The organism is uncultured Chitinophaga sp. (assembly GCF_937898475.1).
Lineage (GTDB): Bacteria > Bacteroidota > Bacteroidia > Chitinophagales > Chitinophagaceae > Chitinophaga.
Genome location: NZ_CALEJS010000025.1, coordinates 165160 through 184525, shown reverse-complemented (window position 1 = coordinate 184525; position 19366 = coordinate 165160). Strand labels below are relative to the sequence as shown.

Sequence of the window (19366 nt, the reverse complement as noted above, 5' to 3'; positions counted from 1 at the left end):
AGGCGGCTTCACTTCATTTCCCTTATCCACTGTTTCACCAGCTCCAATCCTTCCTTATGCGTTAGCTTACGGCTTAGCTCCGGCATCATGATACCCGGATCAGTTGATGCCATGCGGTAAACAAGAATAGACTTTTCCGGGTGCCCCGGCACAATATCATACTTAAGATCTGCCGCACCGCGGCCAGCTGCCACGGGCGGTTTCAGTATACCTATCTTCGTAGGGTCATGTTCGTTAATGTTCAGAAAGAGCCCGGATGTTCTGGCAGGACCATCCGGTTTATGGCAGTGTGCACAATTGATCTCCAGCCAGGTACGTGCCCGGTCTTCCAGGCTGCCGCTGGCGGGATCGTTCCATACCGGTGCGCGGGGCGCCTGCGCTGCAGCGGTGAGTCCCCGCAGTATGCCCGCCTTTATCCAGTGCTGCAGCTGGTTTTCAGGCCCGCTGCCGTAGGGATAATCGCCATTGAGCTGCCGTGCAACAGGCCCTATGGGCATTAATACTTCGTTGGTATTATGACAGCCTTTGCACTGGTTCACATTGGGAATAATGTAATCAAAAGCAACATCGCGCCCCTTAAGATCGGTGAAGCGAACGGGTTTACGGTCTCCGGCTACTTCCAGGTACGCTTCCGTTTGTTCATCGTTCCAGATGTAGGTCCACGCTTTCCACCCGCCCGGTGTGTGCACCAGCAGGCGGGTTTCCAGGAGGCGCCGTCCTTTTTCAGGATGCCGCATATCATGGGGGTAATAGAATGTTTTGATGAGCGTAGCGCCGATAGGGATATACATTACATCTTCCGGGTCATAAGTGATCACACTATCCGGCGGCAATTGAATAAAACGCAGCTTTTCCGCATAATCAGAGAACAGGGGGGTGTTCAGCTGGTAGGGCATAATGCCTGCTACCGGTACCTGGTCTGCCATATTGCCTTTAAAGAAGCCGTATTCCGAAAGGGTTTCCTTAGGCGCGTACACATTACTGCGTGCATGCGGCCCGGAGGCCAGTAAAGCGGTCAGCCATCCTGCGCAGAGCAGGCCGTAGATGATATAACGGATGCTGCTCATTGCGCGCTGGTAGTAGTGGTAATGGTATTGGCGCAGTTATAGGGCTGCATATCGCGCGATACGTTTTTGAACTTGTTGCCTGCATCCAGGTTGGCAAAGCTGGCGTTGTTATTTGGACCGATACAGATGCGGTATTCAGGTTTATACTGTCCATCGGGGCCTGTCCAATCCTTGTTCAGGATGCCGTCGTATATAATATGCGGCACGTTCTTACCGAAGCGCAGCTTGAAGCGGAACAGCATACCCATGCGGCCTTTTCCCTGGAAGCGCACGTTCTCCCGCAGGTAATCATTGTCGTGTATATACACGGTGGCAGGGTAGGGCATATAGGTAGTATCCTTAATAGGGTTCTCTGTCATGAAATAGCTGATGATGGCGGTACCTGCGCTGTTGTTGTAATGGATCCTGTTATTGAACACCTCTACATGACTGGTGGCCAGCACCATGACGCCCGTACCGGCGGGCACTTTGGCCACGGTATTACCTTTGGGCGCAAAGTTGGGCAAATTGTTATGGTGAATGTTGTTGTTATACACCTTTACATATCCGCCTTTTTTCTGCACCAGGTCTGGCAGGTCAAATACCAGGATGCCGCCGGTGTTCTCATAGGCTTCGTTCTGGTATACTTCTGCATGGAGGGAGTTCTCTATTTCAATACCGGCTACATTGTGCCGGGCAATACTGTTGCGCACCACAATGTCTTTTGACTGGCCAATATACAGGCCTGCATCAGAAGCGCCGATGGCGGTGCAGCTGTCTATCAGCACCTGTTGGCACTGTACGGGGTACAGGCCATAGGCGCCGTTCTCTTTGGCCGGCGGGCCTGTCCACTCCACCTTCACCTGCTTGAAAGCAATACCGGTGACGTTCATGGTTTTGATACCGTCTCCCCTGGTATCCTGCACGGTAAGGTCGCGGATGGTAATATCGCTGGCATTGGACACACGGAGGCCTTCAGCGCCTTCTGTCTGCCCTTTAAAGCTCAGGATGGTCTTATCCATACCGGCGCCGCTGATCAGCACTTTTTTCTTACCTTCAAGGGAGAGGGTGGAAGACAGCTGAAAGGTGCCTGCGGGCAGCTCAATAACGGCTCCGTCTTCGGCGGTGATCAGTTGTCGCTGGAATTTTTTCTGTATGTCCTGTTGGGCATAAAGGGGCTGGTGGCAGATGATTGTCAGCGCGCCCAGGGTTAAAATGGGGATGAAGCGCATAGAAACGTGGTTTTACAGGCTGATTAAATATACGGAAAATAGTTCAGTAAGGGTAGGATAGCCTCCCAACTCGTTCCGCACTGCACTTACACCCGGGGATATAGTACCCATATAGTACCGATATAGTAGCGATATAGTAGCTCTTATAAGAGGTACGTCATCTATACGACATTTATACAAAATTGCTGCGGTATTCCGGGATGCAGCTGCAGCTGCAGCTGCAGATGACAGGGAGAATACCACGAATAAACAGGCCTCCGCACACCGGTACGGAGGCCTGTTTACTGAAAAATGTTATTTATACCAGTTCTTTCAGGCGTTCTATCACGGTATCCACTTCTTCCTTTGTATTCTGCCGGGAGAAGGAGAACCGTACGCTGATGCGGTTAGGATCGCTGCTGATGGCGCGGATCACATGAGAGCCCAGATCGGCGCCGGAGGTACAGGCGCTGCCGCCGGAGGCGCAGATCCCGTTGATGTCCAGGTTAAAGAGGATCATTTCACTCTTTTCAGACTTCGGGAAAGACACATTCAGCACGGTATAGAGGCTGCGCCCGCGCAGATCGCCGTTGAAGGTGATGCCGGGCAGGTGTTTTTCCAGCTGATCTGCCATGTACATACGCAGGTCGTTAATATAACGGCTGTGCGCTTCGTAATGTTCAGTGGCCAGTTCAAGTGCTTTGGCAAAGCCGATGATGCCGTAAAGGTTTTCCGTGCCTGCGCGCATATTGCGTTCCTGGGCGCCGCCCTGCAGGTAGGGGGTGATCTTTACGTTCTCGTTCACGTAGAGGATGCCTATGCCTTTGGGACCATGAAATTTATGACCGGCGCCATTGATGAAATGTACGGGGGTGTTGCGCAGGTCAAAAGGGTAGTGGCCAACGGTTTGTACGGTATCGGAATGAAAGATGGCATCAAACTCTTTGCAGAGGTTACCCACGGCATGGATGTCCAGCAGGTTGCCTATTTCGTTGTTGGCATGCATCAGGGTGACCAGGCATCTTTTGGAGGAGCCGGCCAGCAGCTGGCGCAGGTTGTCCATATCCACATGCCCGTTGGGGAGCAGGCGTACGTAGGAGAGCTGGATGCCCTGTGACTTGCTCAGGTATGCTACGGTGTGCAGGGTGGCGTGGTGTTCGATCTCTGAAGTGATGATATGCCTGCAACCCAGGTCCCTGACAGCGGCGTTAATGGCAGTATTGCTGCTTTCCGTGCCGCCGGAGGTAAAGAAGATCTCTCCCGGGTGGGCGTTCAGTATTTTAGCAACGGATTTACGGGCATTTTCAATACCCAGTCTTGATTCCCGTCCGTAGGAGTAGATGGACGACGGGTTGCCGAATTTGTCCGTCATATACGGCAGCATTGCATCCAGCACGGCCTGATCCAGCGGTGTGGTAGCTGCATTGTCGAAATAAATTCTTTTCAAGGTTGGTAGGTGGTTTTTGATAATTGATAGTAAATCACAACATAAAATAAAAATGGGCGCTTATTAAGCGCCCACAAATGTCGTATTTTTTTAGCTATCAGTGCATAAACTCCCTGATATCGGCCATGATCCTGCGGGCAATGTTATCTGCCGTGGTTTCAAACTGGCTTTCGGCGTAGATGCGGATGATAGGCTCTGTGTTGGAGGTACGGAGGTGCACCCAGTCTTTTTCAAACTCTATCTTAAGCCCGTCTTCGGTATTGGTGGGCTGGTTCTTATACTTGCCTTTGATCTTTTCGAAGATGGTCTTTACGTCTACCCCTTTATCCAGTTCTATCTTGTTCTTGGAGATGAAGTAGTCCGGATAGCTGTTACGCAGGTTCTTCAGGTTCTTTTTGCTGTGCGCCACATGGCTCAGGAACAGCCCGATACCGATCAGTGCATCACGGCCGTAGTGCAGGTCCGGAACGATGATGCCGCCGTTGCCTTCACCGCCTATTACGGCGTTCACTTCTTTCATCTTTTTCACCACGTTCACCTCACCTACGGCAGAAGGATGGTATTCGCCGCCGTGTTTCAGCGTAATATCCTTCAGGGCCTGGGTAGAGGAGAGGTTGGAAACGGTATTGCCTTTTTTCCTGTTCAGCACATAATCGGCTACGGCCACCAGGGTATATTCCTCACCGAACATGCTGCCATCTTCACATACAAAGCAGAGGCGGTCTACATCGGGGTCTACCGCGATGCCCAGGTCGGCGTTGGAGCGGTTTACCTCGTTAGACAGGGCAGTAAGGTTTTCGGGCAGCGGTTCGGGGTTGTGGCTGAAGCGGCCATTCACTTCACCGAAGAGCACTTCCACCTGGTTTACGCCCAGGGCTTTGAGCAGGGCGGGAACGAAGATGGCGCCGGTAGAGTTTACGGCATCCACTACGATCTTGAAATCGCGGCTGCGGATGGCGTCAACATCCACCAGGGGATGGTTCACCACCAGGTCAATATGTTTCTGCAGGTAGCTGTCGTCAGCCTGGCAGGTACCCAGCTTGTTTACGTCGGCAAAAGAGAAGTCTTCGCTCTGGGCGATCTCCAGCAGCGCAATTCCATCTTCCCCTGAAATGAATTCGCCATCGCTGTTCAGCAGTTTGAGGGCGTTCCATTCTTTGGGGTTGTGGCTGGCGGTGATGATAATGCCGCCGGCGGCCTGTTCCATTTTAACGGCAATCTCTACGGTAGGGGTGGTGGAGAGTCCCAGGTCAACGACGTCCAGTCCCAGTCCGTTCAGGGCAGACACGACCAGGTTCCTGACCAGTTCACCTGAAATACGGCCATCACGGCCAATTACCACCTTTTTATTGTCTGATTGCTGTTTGGTTAACCAGGTTCCGTATGCTGCCGTAAATTTTACTACATCTAATGGAGAAAGTCCTTCACCGGGCCTGCCGCCAATGGTTCCCCGGATGCCGGATATCGATTTGATCAGTGCCACAAATTCAATTTTAAGGAAGGCAAAGATAAAAAAATCCCGTTCAAAATCGGGTTATTTAATAAGATGTTGAAACGTTGATACGTTGAAACTTTCCTATCTTTGCAGCTATGCCTTAAAATTTTTTATAATAAGCAGGCAGACTAATAATAAACGTTTAAGTATTACATGAACTACTTGTGGAAGAATATACCCCGGTATATTCGGTATGTGTTGGTCCAGACACTGTACCTCTATTTACTGACGGTGTTTTTTCGCCTGATCTTCTACTTCTTCTTCTTTACATCTACCATAACAGACAGCGGCATCATTGCAAAAGCCTGGTACCTGGGGCTGAAGTTCGATCTGCGCCTTACCCTGCTGCTGATCATCCCCCTTGGTCTCCTGGCAGTGTTCAGCAGGAACCGTTTCTTTACATTGCCTGTATTCAAAAAGATCAGTTTCGTATACCTGTTCGTGGTATACCTGCTGCTCACCTTATTATATATACTGGACCTGGGGCATTATGCTTACCTGGGGCTTCGCCTGGATCCTTCCGTTACCCGCTTCCTGGCCTCCGGCGAGCGGGCAGATAATGCCAGGATGGTATGGCAGAGCTACCCGGTAGTACGGGGCATGATCGGTATTGCGCTGTTCCTGTTCCTGGCATACCGCCTGCAGGTGTTCACCTTCCGTAAACTGTCGCAGCAGCCGCCTGCTACGGTAAAGGGCTGGCGTTATACCGGCTGGATTGCCGGGCTGGTGCTCTTGTTTGCCGCAGGCATCTATGGCAATTTTGCCTACTTCCCGCTGCGCTGGAGCCAGGCCATGTTCACCAGGGACAACGGTATTACCAGCCTGGCACTGAACCCGGTATTGTACTTCGTGAACAATTTCAGTGTGAAGGGCGATACCTTTGACGAAAACAGGACCCGCCGGTTTTACCCCTATATGGCGGAATACCTGCGGGTGGATACGCCGGATGTGGCGAAGCTGAATTATGTGCGTAACGTGGCGGGAGAAGAAAGAGCGTCCAGGCCTAATATTGTGCTGGTGATGATGGAGTCTACCGGCGCATCGGTCACCAGTATGTTCAACAACCCGATGCAGGGCACGCCCAACATGAAAAAGCTGGCCGACAGCGGTATCCTGTTCAGGAATTTCTATGTACCGGCCGTAAGTACCGCCCGTACGGTGTATGGCGTTACTACCGGACTGCCGGATATTACCGTCAATAAAACTGCCAGCAGGCATCCGCAGATGGTAGACCAGCGCATTATCATGGACCAGTTCAAAGGCTATGAAAAATATTACCTGCTGGGCGGCAATACCAACTGGGCCAATATCCGGGCCGTGTTCACCAATAACGTGGAAGGTATAAAGATCTATGAAGAAGGATATTTCAAGGCTGCCAAAGCGGATGTATGGGGCGTTTCGGATTATGACCTGATCAAAGAGGCCAGCGAGATATTCAAAGACGCCCATGAGCGTAAAAAGCCTTTCATCGCCTTCCTGCAAACGGCAGACAACCACGCGCCCTTCACTACCACCGCGGGTGCGGGCGATTTCAGGAAGGTAACGGAAAAGGATATAGACATGAACAAGTTCAGGGAATCAGGCTTTGTGTCGCTTGACCAGTTCAATGCGCTGCGTTACCTGGACTATAACCTGGGCCAGCTGATAAAAATGGCCAGGGAAGGCGGGTACCTGGACAATACGATCTTTGTATTTTTCGGCGATCATAACTGTATCCAAAACCCGTATCATCACATGCCTTTCCCGGAGTATGAGCTGGGCAGCGGTATGGAACATGTGCCCTGTATCATCTACAGCCCTAAGCTGATTGCGCCGCAAACCATCACCCGGCCCGGCAGCCTGCTGGATGTATACCCTACCGTGGCCCGGCTGGCCGGTATACCTTACAGGAACTATACCCTGGGTACAGACCTGCTGGATACCAGCTATACCAGCCGTTATGCGTTTATCTCTTACGTAAAGAACCTGCAGTGGTATATTGCTTCCATCGGTGAGCAATACCTCTATGAGATCAATATGAAGAGCGGCAAAACAGCGCTGTATAACCTGAAAGGCGATGCCCTGAAGGATGTACAGGCCCAGCATGGCGATACGGCTGCCGCGCTGAATAATTTAACGCAGGGGTTTTATGAAAGCACACGATATTTGATGTTTAACAATAAAAAATAGCTGTTGGCTGTTAGCTTTTTACCATTGGCAAACATTTTTTGCCAAAAGCTAACAGCTAACTGCTAACAGCTCCAACACCATGGACGTCCACAAACAATGGTTCAAAGACTGGTTCAACTCTCCTTATTACCACCTGTTGTATAACAACCGGGATGAGAAGGAGGCAGCTGCCTTTATAGATAAGCTGCTGGCCTACCTGCAGCCGGCGCCGGGAGCGCTGATGCTGGATGTAGCGTGTGGCCGCGGCCGTCATGCCAGGTATTTGGCAGACATGGGCTTTGACGTAACGGGCATTGATCTTTCCATAGAAAGCATCAATGCCGCCAAAAAAATGGAGAACGATCATCTGCATTTTTACCAGCATGATATGCGCCTGCCTTTCCGCATCAACTATTTTGATGTGGTGTTCAACTTCTTTACCAGTTTCGGCTACTTTGATACGCAGCGGGATAATGACAATGCCCTGCGTATGTTAAAGCAATCGCTGAAGCCGGGCGGCCGTGTGGTGCTGGATTACCTGAACAGTCCCTATGTGGCGGCGCACCTGGTGCCCGGCGAAGTGAAACACATTGGCCAGGTGGTGTTTGACATAAAGCGGGAGATGGAAGATAACCGTTTCCTGAAGGAGATCCGGATAGAAGACCCGGAAAAACCGCTGCGAGCGGTGTTTACCGAAAGTGTAAAGGCGTTTACCCGGGATGATTTTGAAAGGATGTTCCGGCGGCAGGGATTAAGGATATTGGATATCTTTGGGGATTATCATTTTAACGCTTATGATGCTGCCCGCTCGCCAAGAATGGTGATCATCGGGGAGAAATCTAAAAACTAGGACTTATGCTGGACTGGCTGCTACGATTGGATCTGAAATTGTTTTTCCGTATTAATAACCAGTGGGCCAATTCCTGGTTCGATGCGGTGCTGCCCTGGGTGAGGGAGCCTTACCTGTGGGCGCCGCTGTACCTGTTCCTGGCGCTGTTTGCAGTCATTAACTACAAATGGAGAGGCTTTTTCTGGATCGTGTTCTTCATTGTTTCTTTCGGAATAGCCGACCAGGCCAGCAGTTTTCTGAAAGATGCCGTGGGGCGCATCCGGCCCTGCCGTGATCCGCTGCTGAGCCAGTTTGTAAGGGTGCTGGTAACTTATTGTCCCATGAGCGGCAGCTTTACCTCCAGCCATGCGGCCAATCATTTTGCGCTGGGTACATTTTGTTTCATAACTTTAAAACCGGCTTTTCAGCGTTTCGTGTGGCTGTTCTTCGTCTGGGCCATTGCCATTGGCTATGCCCAGGTGTATGTGGGGGTGCATTATCCCCTGGATATTGCGGGCGGGGCGCTGCTGGGCATTTTGATAGGCTTGTTAAGCGGCGGATTTTTTCAGCGCCGTATCAGACTGGAAGCAGCAACAACAACATGAACTGGAGTTATTTGATATTAATACTGGCAGCTACGATTGGCGGCGGAGTCATTCCTATGACCGTTAAGCGGCTGCATCCCAATTTACCTATATACCTCCTGGCCTTTACCGGTGCATTTCTTTTCGGGATCACGATCATGCACCTGCTGCCGGAAGTGTACCAGGAACTGGGGCATACGGCAGGTGTATATATCGTACTGGGCTTTTTCCTGCAGGTATTCCTGCAGCAGCTGTCGCATGGCATGGAACATGGTCATACGCACCTCCCGCCTGCCACCGGCCACCATCACCATATATCCGTTAGCCCGCTGCTGGTGGGATTGTCTATCCATGCCTTTATGGAGGGTATTCCGCTGGGGTTGCGGTTTGAAGACAGGTCTGCCCTGCCTTCCCTGGCGCTGGGCATTGCGGCGCACAAGGTGCCGGAGGCCCTTACCCTGATCACGGTGATGACGCATGCACATCAGCCTCGTGCCGCCTTATGGCGGATACTGGCCCTGTTCTCGCTGGTAACGCCCCTGGCGGCCCTGCTGGCAAGCCTGCTGGGCGATCAATCCGCCACCCTTACCGCATCACTGGTTTACCTTACCGCCCTGGTAATAGGCGCATTTCTGCATATTTCCACTACTATATTCTATGAAAGCGGCACCCGTCACCATGAATTGAGCAGGCGTAAAGTACTGGCGTTTGCTGCGGGGATTGTTTTGGCATTTCTTACCTTAATATTTGAATAATTTTTTATTTTTAGCCTTTATATCATGGAAGTCGTCATTATCCTCATCCTGATCCTACTGAATGGAATTTTCTCAATGTCAGAGATAGCCATGGTTTCCGCACGTAAGGTCAGGTTAGAGCATCAGGCCAACAAAGGCGATGAACAGGCAAAGGCAGCGCTAAAACTGGCCAACAACCCGGATAAATTCCTTTCCACCGTTCAAATAGGCATTACACTGATAGGTATCCTTACCGGTATCTACTCCGGCGAGAACCTGAAAGCTGACCTGATGGCATACATCAGCCAGATTGAAGTATTCCGCCCCTACAGCAGCGGTATTGCTACCGGCGTGATCGTGATCGTTATCACCTACTTTTCACTGGTGCTGGGAGAGCTGGTACCCAAACGCATCGGACTGGCCCGCCCGGAATTCATTGCCAAAACCATGGCGCAGCCCATGACCATGGTGTCGCGGCTTACCTTTCCCTTCATCTGGTTTTTGAGCGTTTCTACCAACTTAATTGTCAGGGTCTTTAAATTAAAAACCTCCGATCAGCATATAACGGAAGAGGAGATCAAGGCCATGATCAACGAAGGCACCAGCTCAGGGGCCATTGAAGAAACGGAACAGGAGATCATTGAACGGGTATTTCACCTGGGCGACCGTAACATCACCTCCCTGATGACCCACCGTACCGATATTGTATGGCTGGACATCAATGAACCGGTTGAGAGCTCCAAACGCAGGATCAATAACAGCCTGCACTCCGTTTACCCGGTGTGCGAGGGCCAGATAGACAGCATCAAGGGCATCATTTCCATTAAAGACCTGTATGCCGCGGCGGCCAGCAACAATTTTTCGCTGAAGCCGCTGATCCGTAAACCCCTGTTTGTACCGGAAAATAATACTGCTTACCAGGTACTTGAAAAGTTCAAGGAAACCCAGGTACATGCCGCCTTTATCGTGGATGAATACGGCACCTTCCTGGGGATGATCACCCTGAACGACATCCTGGAGGCGATTGTAGGCGATATGCCTGAAACCGGCCAGCCCGAAGACTATGAAATGGTAAAGCGGGAAGACGGCACTTACCTGGTAGACGCACAGATACCCTTCTACGATTTCCTCAGCGAATTTGACAAGGAAGACTGGATGGCCGAATTCGAGCAGGAATTCGATACCCTCGCAGGCTTTATACTGCACCACCTGGAACATATCCCCCAAACAGGTGAGAAATTTGAATGGAGAGGATTTACCTTTGAGATCGTCGATATGGATGTTCACCGCATTGATAAAGTGATGGTGACAACGCCACAACCAACAGACGCGGAAGAATAAACGTTTGAAAGTTTGAGGTTTGAGGTTCGTTGGAAGTCAGCGGTTAAGGGCAAAGACTTTACCTGATACAGGTTGCTGATCAGGTAAGACGGCAATTTTTAACCTTTAACCTTCAACGAACCTCAAACCTCAAACGTTTAATCCCTCAAACTTTTGAACTTTCAACGGGACTATTTTATTACCTTTGTGCGTTTTTACATATAGTAAATAATTTAATTTAAAATAATGATCCTAGTAGGAAGTAAGGCGCTTTCCTTAGATGAAGTATACCGTGTGCTGTTTGGGCATGAAAAGCTGGAGCTGGAAGAAGGAGCTTTACAGCAGGTACGGGATAATTTCCTGTTCCTGCAGCAATTCTCTGCCAAAAAACTGATCTATGGTATCAACACCGGTTTTGGACCTATGGCCCAGTACCGTATACCGGAGGCAGATACGCTGCAACTGCAGTACAACCTGATCAGGAGCCACAGCTCCGGCGCGGGGAAATGCCTGGCCCCGCTGCTGACCAAAGGCCTGATGATTGCCCGCCTGAACAGTTTTATGCAGGCTCATTCAGGGGTGCACCCGGATGTGGTGATCCTGCTGAAAGAGCTGATCAATAACGATGTTTATCCCTGTGTGTTTGAGCACGGCGGGGTGGGCGCCAGCGGCGACCTGGTACAGCTGGCGCACCTGGCGCTGGTGCTGATAGGAGAAGGAGAGGTGCTGTATGAAGATAAGATACAGCCTGCGGCAGCGGTATTTGCCAGGCTGGGGCTGCAGCCTATGAAAGTGCATATCCGCGAAGGCCTGGCCGTGATCAACGGTACTTCGGCCATGACGGGCGCCGGGCTGGTAAACCTCATCGAGGCCAAAAAACTGCTGGGCTGGAGCTGCACCCTCTCTGCCATGATTAATGAAATAGTGGAAGCTTTCGACGATCACCTGTCCTACGAGCTGAATGTGGTGAAGCAACACCGGGGACAGAACCGGATCGCCGAAGTGATGCGCGATATGCTGAAAGACAGCAAAATGATACGGCACCGCCCGGACCACCTGTATAAAGAGCTGGAAGAAGAGATCTTTAAAGACAAGGTGCAGGAGTACTACTCCCTGCGCTGTGTGCCGCAGATACTGGGCCCTGTGTACGACACCCTGCAGCAGGCAGAGAAAGTGGTGACACAGGAGCTGAACTCCGTCAGCGATAACCCGGTGGTAGACCATCATCACAAGAACGTATATCACGGCGGTAATTTCCATGGCGACTATATCTCCCTGGAAATGGACAAGCTGAAGATCGCCATCACCCGTTTAAGCATGCTTTCTGAAAGGCAGCTGAACTACCTGATGAACGACAAGCTGAACCACAAGTTCCCGCCCTTTATGAACCTGGGCAAGCTGGGCTTCAATTTCGGCATGCAGGGCGTGCAGTTCACCGCTACCTCTACCGTGGCGGAGAACCAGACACTGTCTTTCCCCATGTATGTGCACAGTATTCCCAATAACAATGATAACCAGGATATTGTGAGCATGGGCTGTAACGCCGCCCTGATGGCTAACCGGGTAATAGAGAATACTTTTGAAGTGCTGTCCATCCAGGTAATGACCATGCTGCAGGCTGTAGATTACCTGAACTGCCAGGACAGGCTCTCCAGCTTCTCACAGCGCATCTACCGGGAAGTAAGGGCTATTTTCCCTAAATTTATCGAGGACAGCCCTAAGTATAAGGATCTGCAAAAGATCAAGGAATACCTGGTAGAACAGGTACCGGTGATGGTGTAGCTGTTAGCTATTGGCAGCTGGCTAAATGCTAACAGCTGATAGCTGCTATTAATAATTAAGCAACCTGAATTATATGAACTGTGCTTTAGTTACCGGCGGGTCAAGAGGAATAGGACGGGCAATATGTTTGAAGATGGCCGCCATGGGCTATTATGTGATCATCAACTATAAAGGCAATGCGGCCGCTGCGCAGGAAACCCTGGATGGGGTACGTGCGGCGGGCGGCAATGGAGCGTTGCTGCAGTTTGATGTGGGCAGTGAAACGGACGTGCAGCAGGTGCTGGGCGCCTGGCTGGAGAGCAATAAAGATAAACAGGTGGAGGTGCTGGTGAATAATGCGGGTATACGGGAAGACAACCTGCTTTTCTGGATGAATAGCACCCAGTGGCACAATGTATTGAATACCAGTTTGAACGGATTCTTCTACGTAACCAAGCAGGTGCTGAACGGCATGTTGCTGAAGCGTTACGGCCGGATCATCAATATTGTTTCATTATCAGGTATCAAGGGGTTGCCCGGGCAGACCAATTATTCGGCCGCCAAAGCCGGTATTATAGGCGCTACCAAGGCCCTGGCCCAGGAAGTTGCCAAAAGAGGGGTAACGGTAAATGCAGTGGCCCCGGGCTATATCAAAACAGACATGACCGCCGAGCTGAATGAAAAGGAGCTGGCTACCCTGGTGCCGATGAACCGTTTTGGCACGGCAGAAGAAGTGGCGGATGCGGTGGGCTTCTTTGCCTCCAAAGCATCCTCCTATGTAACGGGTGAGGTACTGTCTGTAAACGGGGGATTATATACTTAAGATAACAGCGGTTAGCTGTCGGCCACCGGCCATTAGCCCTTTGTGGCTGCCGCAGACAGCTAAAAGCAAAAAGCCAATAGCTTGCATATGACTCGTGTAGTGATAACAGGTATGGGGATCTATTCCTGTATTGGTAAGAACCTGGAGGAAGTAAAGGATTCGCTGTACCATGGAAAGTCAGGAATTATCATGGATCCGGAAAGGAAGGCGTTCGGTTATCGTTCCGCCCTTACGGGGTATGTACAACGGCCTGATCTGAAGGGATTGCTGGACCGCAGGGCGCGGCTAACCATGCCCGAGCAGGCGGAGTTTGCCTATATGAGCACCCGGGAAGCGCTGGCGCAATCGGGAATAGATGCGGATTATATAGACCGTACGGAAGTGGGTATCCTGTTTGGTAATGACAGTACCGCCAAACCGGTGATAGAATCTATGGACATCATACGGGAGAAAAAGGATACAATGCTGGTGGGTTCAGGTTCGGTGTTCCAGACCATGAACTCTACCGTTAATATGAACCTGGCTACCATCTTCAAGCTGAAGGGCATTAATTTCAGTGTGAGCGCAGCCTGCGCCAGTGGCTCGCATGCCATCGGCCTGGGCTATATGTTCATCAGGAGCGGCATGCAGGATTGTGTGATCTGCGGAGGGGCCCAGGAGATCAATATGTACGCCATGGGCAACTTTGACGGTATCGCTACCTTCTCTGTACGGGAAGATGATCCGGCAAAGGCGTCCCGACCTTTTGACCGCGACCGCGACGGCCTGGTACCCAGCGGGGGCGCTGCTACCGTGATCCTGGAAAGCCTGGAATCAGCGCAGCGCCGGGGCGCCACTATCCTGGGCGAAGTGCTGGGCTATGGCTTCTCTTCCAACGGCGCGCATATTTCCAATCCCACGGTGGAAGGCCCGGTAAGATCGCTGCAGATTGCCCTGAAAGATGCAGGCCTGGAACCGAAAGACATTCCTTACATCAACGCCCACGCTACTTCTACCCCGGCAGGCGATACCAGCGAGGCAAAAGCCCTGTATGAGGTGTTTGGCGCCTCCAGGCCCTATATCAGCTCTACCAAGTCGATGACAGGCCATGAGTGCTGGATGGCGGGCGCCAGCGAGATCGTTTACTCCATGCTGATGATGCAGCACAGCTTCATTGCCCCGAATATTAACCTGGAGCACCCCGATGAGGACGCGGCTAGATTAAATATAGCCGCCAGTACCATTAATAAAGATTTTAATATATTTTTGTCTAATTCTTTTGGATTTGGCGGTACAAACTCGTCCCTGATTGTCCGCAGGTGGGAGGGAAAATAGAATATTAACCCCGTTACTTAAGCGCTGTGCGATAACTTATAATATATTATTAACTTTGGAGCCGATTTACCATTGAAACAATTGGGAAAGGCCATTACTGTTCACATTATTTAAATATTTTTTAATCAACCTTAACCTATACTGGAAGGAGTTACACGAACTATGGACATTAAAGAGATCATACACACAACAAATGCGTTTTTGGTGGAGGAGTTTGAAGCTGACCCCGCTAAAATCTCGCCTGAAGCCAATTTGAAGTCAACCCTTGAACTGGACAGCCTGGATTATATAGACCTGGTGGTGGTGATTGAGAATAATTTCGGGTTTAAGGTGAACCCGGAGGATTTTCAGAGCATCGTTACCTTCCAGGACTTTTACGATTATGTAGCGCATCGTATTAAACAAAAAGAGTTGGTATAATGCCATCGTGGCAGGGGAAGTCCAAGGGTAACAAGCTGGGATACCGCATTTTCATCGCATTGTTGCGTTACGGAGGAGTAAGGCCTGCTTATTTATTGTTAAGGTTTGTGGCAGGGTATTACTTTCTTTTCTCCTACAGCTCTTCCCGTCCCATCTTCCATTATTTTCATACAAAAATAGGATATAACCGCCGCCGCTCGCTGTTGGGCGTATACCGGAACTACTACCTGTTCGGGCAAACACTGATAGACAAGATAGTAGTGATGGCGGGCATCCCCAATAAATTCACTTTTCAGTTCGAGGGGGAGCATTATTTACGGGAGCTGGTGGCCGCCGGAAAGGGTGGCATTATGCTAAGCGCCCACCTGGGTAACTGGGAGGTAGCCGGGCACCTTTTTAAACGCCTGCAGACCCGTATCAATATCGTGATGTTTGACGGTGAGCACCAGCGTATTAAAAGCTACCTGGAAGGCATTACCGGCGAACGGAATGTAAATGTTATTGTAATTAAGGACGATTTATCGCACATTTACGCTATTAATGACGCGCTGAGCAATAATGAGCTGGTATGTATGCATGCAGACCGGTTCATGGAGGGCAATAAGACGGTGAAGATGCGTTTTATGGGCGGGGAAGCGTTGTTTCCCGCCGGGCCTTTTTTACTGGCGGCTACCTTCAGGGTACCGGTATCGCTGGTGTTCGCCTTTAAGGAAACCGGCACGCATTACCACCTGTATGCCACCCCGCCCCGCGAATACCATGGGCGCAGGCAACAGGGCGTAGAGGAAGCCGTGGCAGAATTTGTAAGCGCACTGGAGGAAAAAGTGAGGAAGTACCCGGAGCAGTGGTTTAACTACTATGACTTCTGGGAGATAACGGAAACAGCACAATTGTAAGGTACAAAGAGTTAGAGATGTTCATACACACAGACGATATTACGGCATTCATCCCGCAGCGGTCACCCTTCGTTATGATCGGCGGGATCCTGGCTGCGGAAGGCAGGACTGTGCGTTCGGGACTGCATATCAGCCCGGACAATATTTTTGTACAGGATGGTGTGCTGACCCCACCGGGACTGATGGAGAACATTGCGCAGACCGCTGCCGCCAGGGCAGGCTGGCTGGCCTCGCAGGAGAGCAAACCGATCTCACTGGGATATATCGGGGCCGTAAAAGACCTGGAGATCTTTGAACTGCCGCCTGTGGGCGCTTTCATAGAAACCGTGGCTGAAATAGGGCAGCAGGTACTGAATGCCACGATGGTAACCGGGCAGGTAATGCTGGATGGTAAACTGATCGCGCAATGCGAAATGAAAATATTTATCAGCGCCTGATGGCTGAACGAAACGGGGGAGGATTGGATGAAGGGCTGGTATAACGAAAAGAAAAAAAGCCGCCTCCGAAGCACCTGGGGTGCGCAAAGCAAAGATCATGGAATTAACTGAGCGGGCAAACATACTGGTGAAGTTCAATGAGGCAGATCCCCTGGGGATTGTGTGGCACGGGCACTATGTACGGTATTTTGAAGACGGCAGGGAAGCTTTCGGAGAAAAATACGGCTTGCGCTACCTCGACATTTTTAAGGAAGGTTATACGGTACCCATCGTAAAAGTAGAATGCAATTATAAACGCTCCCTCCGTTATGGCGACCGCGTGATAGTGGAAACAAAATATACAGACACGCCCGCCGCCAAGATCAGGTTTGAATATACCCTGTATAACGCCGCCACCGGTGAGCTGGTAGCGGACGGTTATTCATTGCAGGTTTTCCTGGATACGGAAACCTCTACCCTGCAACTGACGATCCCGCCTTTTTTCAGGTCGTGGAAGGAGCAGATGGGATTGTTGCAGATAAGTGGCGGGTGATTAGCTGGTAACTGATAACTGACTATGAGTAATGTGTATGTTATAGCGGATAACATTGTATCGCCACTGGGCGTTTCGGCAGCAGCCAATTTTGCGGCTGTTACCGGCGGTCATAGCGGTATACGGCTGCATGACAATACACGGCTGTCGCCCGCGCCGTTTTACGCCGCCCTGCTGTCTTCCGAACAGCTACAGGCGTATAGTGCAGCTGCGGGCTTACAGGGATATACAAAGTTTGAGCAGCTGCTGATATTATCAGTAAGCGACGCCTTATTTCAAAGCGGCATCGATATCAGCTCACCCCGTACTGCTTTTCTTGTTTCCACCACCAAGGGCAATATTGAGCTGCTGGAACAGCAGCCGGACGAGCCGCGGGTGACGGAGCAGATGGAACTGATGGTGACCGCCCGTAAAGTGGCGGATCATTTTCATTATACTGGTACGCCGCTGGTGATCAGCAATGCCTGTATATCGGGCCTGCTGGCTATTTTAACGGCGCAGCGGCTGATCGCTTCCGGGCGTTATGATCATGCCGTGGTAACAGGCGCTGATGTGGTTACGCAGTTTGTGCTGTCGGGTTTCCAGTCTTTCCAGGCGGTAAGTCCGGAGCCCTGCCGCCCCTTTGATGCAGACCGCAAGGGGGTTACCCTGGGCGAAGGAGCCGGTACGGTGATCCTCAGCAACCGGAAAGACCTTGCCCCGGAGGGCGCTGCAATGGTAAGGGCGGGATCTGTAAGCAACGATGCCAATCATATTTCAGGCCCTTCAAGAACCGGCGCTGAGCTGGGAATGGCCATGCGCCTGGCCATGCTGAACAGCGGTCTTACACCCGAAGACATCGGTTTTGTATCCGCACATGGCACCGCCACCCTGTATAACGACGAAATGGAGGCCAAAGCGCTGCACCTGGCAGGTTTGCAGGATACGCCGGTAACCAGCCTGAAAGGTTATTACGGGCATACCCTGGGGGCGGCCGGCCTGATAGAGGCGATCATCGGCATACGTGCACTGCAGCAGCAGGTACTGATACCCACCAGCGGTTTTGCACAGCTGGGAGTAAGTATGCCGGTGAAGGTAATAAAGGAATTGGAACAACGGCCCATGCAGCATTACCTGAAAACCGTATCTGGTTTCGGGGGATGCAATGCGGCGGTGGTCTTTTCGCTGAACGCTTAAAGCGGAAAGCGGCACGCAATGATTATACAGCGTGCTGCAGGCAGCATGGCAGTAAGGCGGTAAGCATTTAGCATAAAGCGTTAAGCAAAGAGCATATGGAATTTTTCAGTAAAGAAACGAAAACAGCATTGCAGGCTAAGGAAGCGGCTTTACAACTGGCATTTGCGCCGGTGGCTTTCCAGGCCGCCAGGGCATTGCGCGACTTTGGCATCCTGAAACTGATCAGCAAAAGCGGCGGCAAGGGTATGACCATTGATGAGATCATGCAGGAAGTAAAGCTGTCCCGCTATGCTATCAGGGTACTGGTAGAAGCAGGGCTGGGTATGGAACTGCTGATCGTAAATGAGAAGCGCTATTCGCTTACCAAAACCGGTTACTTTATTGAGCATGATACACTGACCCGGATCAATATGGATTTTGTACAGGGCATATGCTATAAAGGTATGTATCACCTGCAGGACAGCCTCCGCGAAGGACGTCCGGCAGGCCTGCAGGAGCTGGGGCCCTGGGATACCATCTATCCCGGTCTTCCGCTGCTGCCGCCCGAAGTAGGCAAAACCTGGTTTGATTTTGATCATTACTATTCAGACCTCGCTTTTCCGCAGGCGCTGGCGGCTGTTTTCAGCAGCAAGCCCCGTACCCTGCTGGACATTGGCGGTAATACCGGTAAATGGACCCTGGCCTGTACCGCACATGACCCGGAAGTAAAGGTCACCATGTTTGACCTGCCCGGTGAGATTGCCATTGCGCAGCGCCGGGTGGCAGCAGCAGGGGTGGCAGACAGGGTGTCTTTTCACGAGGCAAATATCCTTGATGAAAGCCTGCCTTTCCCGAAAGGATTTGACGTGATCTGGATGAGCCAGTTCCTGGATTGTTTCTCAGAGGCGGAGATAGAATCCATCCTGAAACGTTGCCGCGAGGCGCTGACAGAGAACGGGGCTATTTACATACTGGAACCGTTCTGGAACCGGCAGCAATTTAAATCAGCGGCTTTCTGCCTGCAGCAAACATCGCTGTACTTTACAGCGATGGCCAATGGCAACAGCCAGATGTACCATACAGATGAGTTCTTCCAGTGCATACACAACGCAGGGCTGAAGATAGTGGAAGAGAACGACCAGATGGGATTGAATTATACGTTACTGAAATGCGTCAGGAACGCGTAACGCATCATGCAGGCGCGTTCAGTGTTC

Annotated in this window: 18 protein-coding genes; 14 read left to right on the top strand and 4 right to left on the bottom strand. The window is 51.2% G+C overall.

Going from position 1 to position 19366, the window contains the following annotated elements; all coding sequences use genetic code 11:
• Positions 1 to 8: 8 nt before the first annotated feature.
• The 4 genes from Q0577_RS16925 to glmM form a co-directional block, all read right to left on the bottom strand.
• Positions 9 to 1067 (bottom strand): SO2930 family diheme c-type cytochrome, encoded by a 1059-nt coding sequence (locus tag Q0577_RS16925; protein ID WP_298738279.1) that lies wholly within the window; start codon positions 1065 to 1067, stop codon positions 9 to 11.
• Entirely contained in the window at positions 1064 to 2278 is a 1215-nt protein-coding gene (locus Q0577_RS16920; RefSeq protein WP_298738277.1) for a parallel beta-helix domain-containing protein, read from the bottom strand. The genes Q0577_RS16925 and Q0577_RS16920 overlap by 4 nt, the downstream gene beginning before the upstream one ends.
• A gap of 298 nt (positions 2279 to 2576) precedes the next feature.
• Positions 2577 to 3704 carry a cysteine desulfurase family protein gene (locus Q0577_RS16915; RefSeq protein WP_298738275.1) on the bottom strand — a complete coding sequence of 376 codons (1128 nt, stop codon included), beginning with the start codon at positions 3702 to 3704 and terminating at the stop codon, positions 2577 to 2579.
• Between the two features lie 97 nt (positions 3705 to 3801).
• Complete coding sequence (glmM, locus tag Q0577_RS16910) at positions 3802 to 5187, bottom strand: phosphoglucosamine mutase (protein ID WP_298738272.1); 1386 nt, start codon at positions 5185 to 5187, stop codon at positions 3802 to 3804.
• 165 nt (positions 5188 to 5352) lie between these two features.
• Here glmM and Q0577_RS16905 point away from each other — a divergent pair, with 165 nt between their 5' ends.
• From Q0577_RS16905 to Q0577_RS16840, 14 genes are all read left to right on the top strand, one after another.
• Positions 5353 to 7368: an LTA synthase family protein gene (locus Q0577_RS16905; RefSeq protein ID WP_298738270.1), complete on the top strand. Its 2016-nt coding sequence runs from the start codon at positions 5353 to 5355 to the stop codon at positions 7366 to 7368.
• A gap of 79 nt (positions 7369 to 7447) precedes the next feature.
• Entirely contained in the window at positions 7448 to 8197 is a 750-nt protein-coding gene (locus Q0577_RS16900; protein WP_298738268.1) for a class I SAM-dependent methyltransferase, read from the top strand.
• A gap of 5 nt (positions 8198 to 8202) precedes the next feature.
• On the top strand, positions 8203 to 8781 hold the full coding sequence (locus Q0577_RS16895) for a phosphatase PAP2 family protein (protein WP_298738266.1): 579 nt from the start codon (positions 8203 to 8205) through the stop codon (positions 8779 to 8781).
• Positions 8778 to 9515 carry a ZIP family metal transporter gene (locus Q0577_RS16890; protein WP_298738264.1) on the top strand — a complete coding sequence of 246 codons (738 nt, stop codon included), beginning with the start codon at positions 8778 to 8780 and terminating at the stop codon, positions 9513 to 9515. Before Q0577_RS16895 ends, Q0577_RS16890 begins: the two co-directional genes overlap by 4 nt.
• Positions 9516 to 9539: 24 nt before the next feature.
• Positions 9540 to 10835: a hemolysin family protein gene (locus tag Q0577_RS16885; RefSeq protein ID WP_298738262.1), complete on the top strand. Its 1296-nt coding sequence runs from the start codon at positions 9540 to 9542 to the stop codon at positions 10833 to 10835.
• A gap of 225 nt (positions 10836 to 11060) precedes the next feature.
• On the top strand, positions 11061 to 12596 hold the full coding sequence (locus Q0577_RS16880) for a histidine ammonia-lyase (RefSeq protein WP_298738260.1): 1536 nt from the start codon (positions 11061 to 11063) through the stop codon (positions 12594 to 12596).
• 73 nt (positions 12597 to 12669) lie between these two features.
• The gene (gene fabG, locus Q0577_RS16875; RefSeq protein ID WP_298738257.1) at positions 12670 to 13398 is read left to right on the top strand and encodes a 3-oxoacyl-ACP reductase FabG; all 729 of its coding nucleotides are present in this window, start codon (positions 12670 to 12672) and stop codon (positions 13396 to 13398) included.
• Positions 13399 to 13485: 87 nt separating this feature from the next.
• Positions 13486 to 14712 (top strand): beta-ketoacyl-[acyl-carrier-protein] synthase family protein, encoded by a 1227-nt coding sequence (locus tag Q0577_RS16870; RefSeq protein ID WP_298738256.1) that lies wholly within the window; start codon positions 13486 to 13488, stop codon positions 14710 to 14712.
• Positions 14713 to 14874: 162 nt separating this feature from the next.
• A complete protein-coding gene (locus Q0577_RS16865) occupies positions 14875 to 15132 on the top strand; it encodes an acyl carrier protein (RefSeq protein WP_298738254.1) in 258 nt (85 codons plus the stop codon).
• Entirely contained in the window at positions 15132 to 16028 is an 897-nt protein-coding gene (locus Q0577_RS16860) for a lipid A biosynthesis acyltransferase (RefSeq protein ID WP_298738252.1), read from the top strand. The genes Q0577_RS16865 and Q0577_RS16860 overlap by 1 nt, the downstream gene beginning before the upstream one ends.
• A gap of 17 nt (positions 16029 to 16045) precedes the next feature.
• Positions 16046 to 16465 (top strand): 3-hydroxyacyl-ACP dehydratase, encoded by a 420-nt coding sequence (locus Q0577_RS16855; RefSeq protein ID WP_298738250.1) that lies wholly within the window; start codon positions 16046 to 16048, stop codon positions 16463 to 16465.
• Between the two features lie 97 nt (positions 16466 to 16562).
• Positions 16563 to 16997: an acyl-CoA thioesterase gene (locus tag Q0577_RS16850; protein ID WP_298738248.1), complete on the top strand. Its 435-nt coding sequence runs from the start codon at positions 16563 to 16565 to the stop codon at positions 16995 to 16997.
• A gap of 24 nt (positions 16998 to 17021) precedes the next feature.
• Complete coding sequence (locus Q0577_RS16845; protein ID WP_298738246.1) at positions 17022 to 18173, top strand: beta-ketoacyl synthase N-terminal-like domain-containing protein; 1152 nt, start codon at positions 17022 to 17024, stop codon at positions 18171 to 18173.
• A gap of 95 nt (positions 18174 to 18268) precedes the next feature.
• The gene (locus Q0577_RS16840) at positions 18269 to 19339 is read left to right on the top strand and encodes a methyltransferase (RefSeq protein WP_298738244.1); all 1071 of its coding nucleotides are present in this window, start codon (positions 18269 to 18271) and stop codon (positions 19337 to 19339) included.
• Positions 19340 to 19366 lie beyond the last annotated feature (27 nt).

Bases quoted from the DNA above. Each gene is read 5' to 3' on its own strand.
- Q0577_RS16855 (WP_298738250.1), top strand. From the start codon at position 16,046: ATGTTCATACACACAGACGATATTACGGCATTCATCCCGCAGCGGTCA.
- Q0577_RS16870 (WP_298738256.1), top strand. From the start codon at position 13,486: ATGACTCGTGTAGTGATAACAGGTATGGGGATCTATTCCTGTATTGGT.
- Q0577_RS16890 (WP_298738264.1), top strand. From the start codon at position 8,778: ATGAACTGGAGTTATTTGATATTAATACTGGCAGCTACGATTGGCGGC.
- Q0577_RS16905 (WP_298738270.1), top strand. From the start codon at position 5,353: ATGAACTACTTGTGGAAGAATATACCCCGGTATATTCGGTATGTGTTG.
- Q0577_RS16865 (WP_298738254.1), top strand. From the start codon at position 14,875: ATGGACATTAAAGAGATCATACACACAACAAATGCGTTTTTGGTGGAG.
- Q0577_RS16850 (WP_298738248.1), top strand. From the start codon at position 16,563: ATGGAATTAACTGAGCGGGCAAACATACTGGTGAAGTTCAATGAGGCA.
- Q0577_RS16895 (WP_298738266.1), top strand. From the start codon at position 8,203: ATGCTGGACTGGCTGCTACGATTGGATCTGAAATTGTTTTTCCGTATT.
- Q0577_RS16900 (WP_298738268.1), top strand. From the start codon at position 7,448: ATGGACGTCCACAAACAATGGTTCAAAGACTGGTTCAACTCTCCTTAT.
- Q0577_RS16925 (WP_298738279.1), bottom strand. From the start codon at position 1,067: ATGAGCAGCATCCGTTATATCATCTACGGCCTGCTCTGCGCAGGATGG.
- fabG (WP_298738257.1), top strand. From the start codon at position 12,670: ATGAACTGTGCTTTAGTTACCGGCGGGTCAAGAGGAATAGGACGGGCA.
- Q0577_RS16845 (WP_298738246.1), top strand. From the start codon at position 17,022: ATGAGTAATGTGTATGTTATAGCGGATAACATTGTATCGCCACTGGGC.
- Q0577_RS16885 (WP_298738262.1), top strand. From the start codon at position 9,540: ATGGAAGTCGTCATTATCCTCATCCTGATCCTACTGAATGGAATTTTC.
- Q0577_RS16880 (WP_298738260.1), top strand. From the start codon at position 11,061: ATGATCCTAGTAGGAAGTAAGGCGCTTTCCTTAGATGAAGTATACCGT.
- Q0577_RS16860 (WP_298738252.1), top strand. From the start codon at position 15,132: ATGCCATCGTGGCAGGGGAAGTCCAAGGGTAACAAGCTGGGATACCGC.
- Q0577_RS16920 (WP_298738277.1), bottom strand. From the start codon at position 2,278: ATGCGCTTCATCCCCATTTTAACCCTGGGCGCGCTGACAATCATCTGC.
- Q0577_RS16840 (WP_298738244.1), top strand. From the start codon at position 18,269: ATGGAATTTTTCAGTAAAGAAACGAAAACAGCATTGCAGGCTAAGGAA.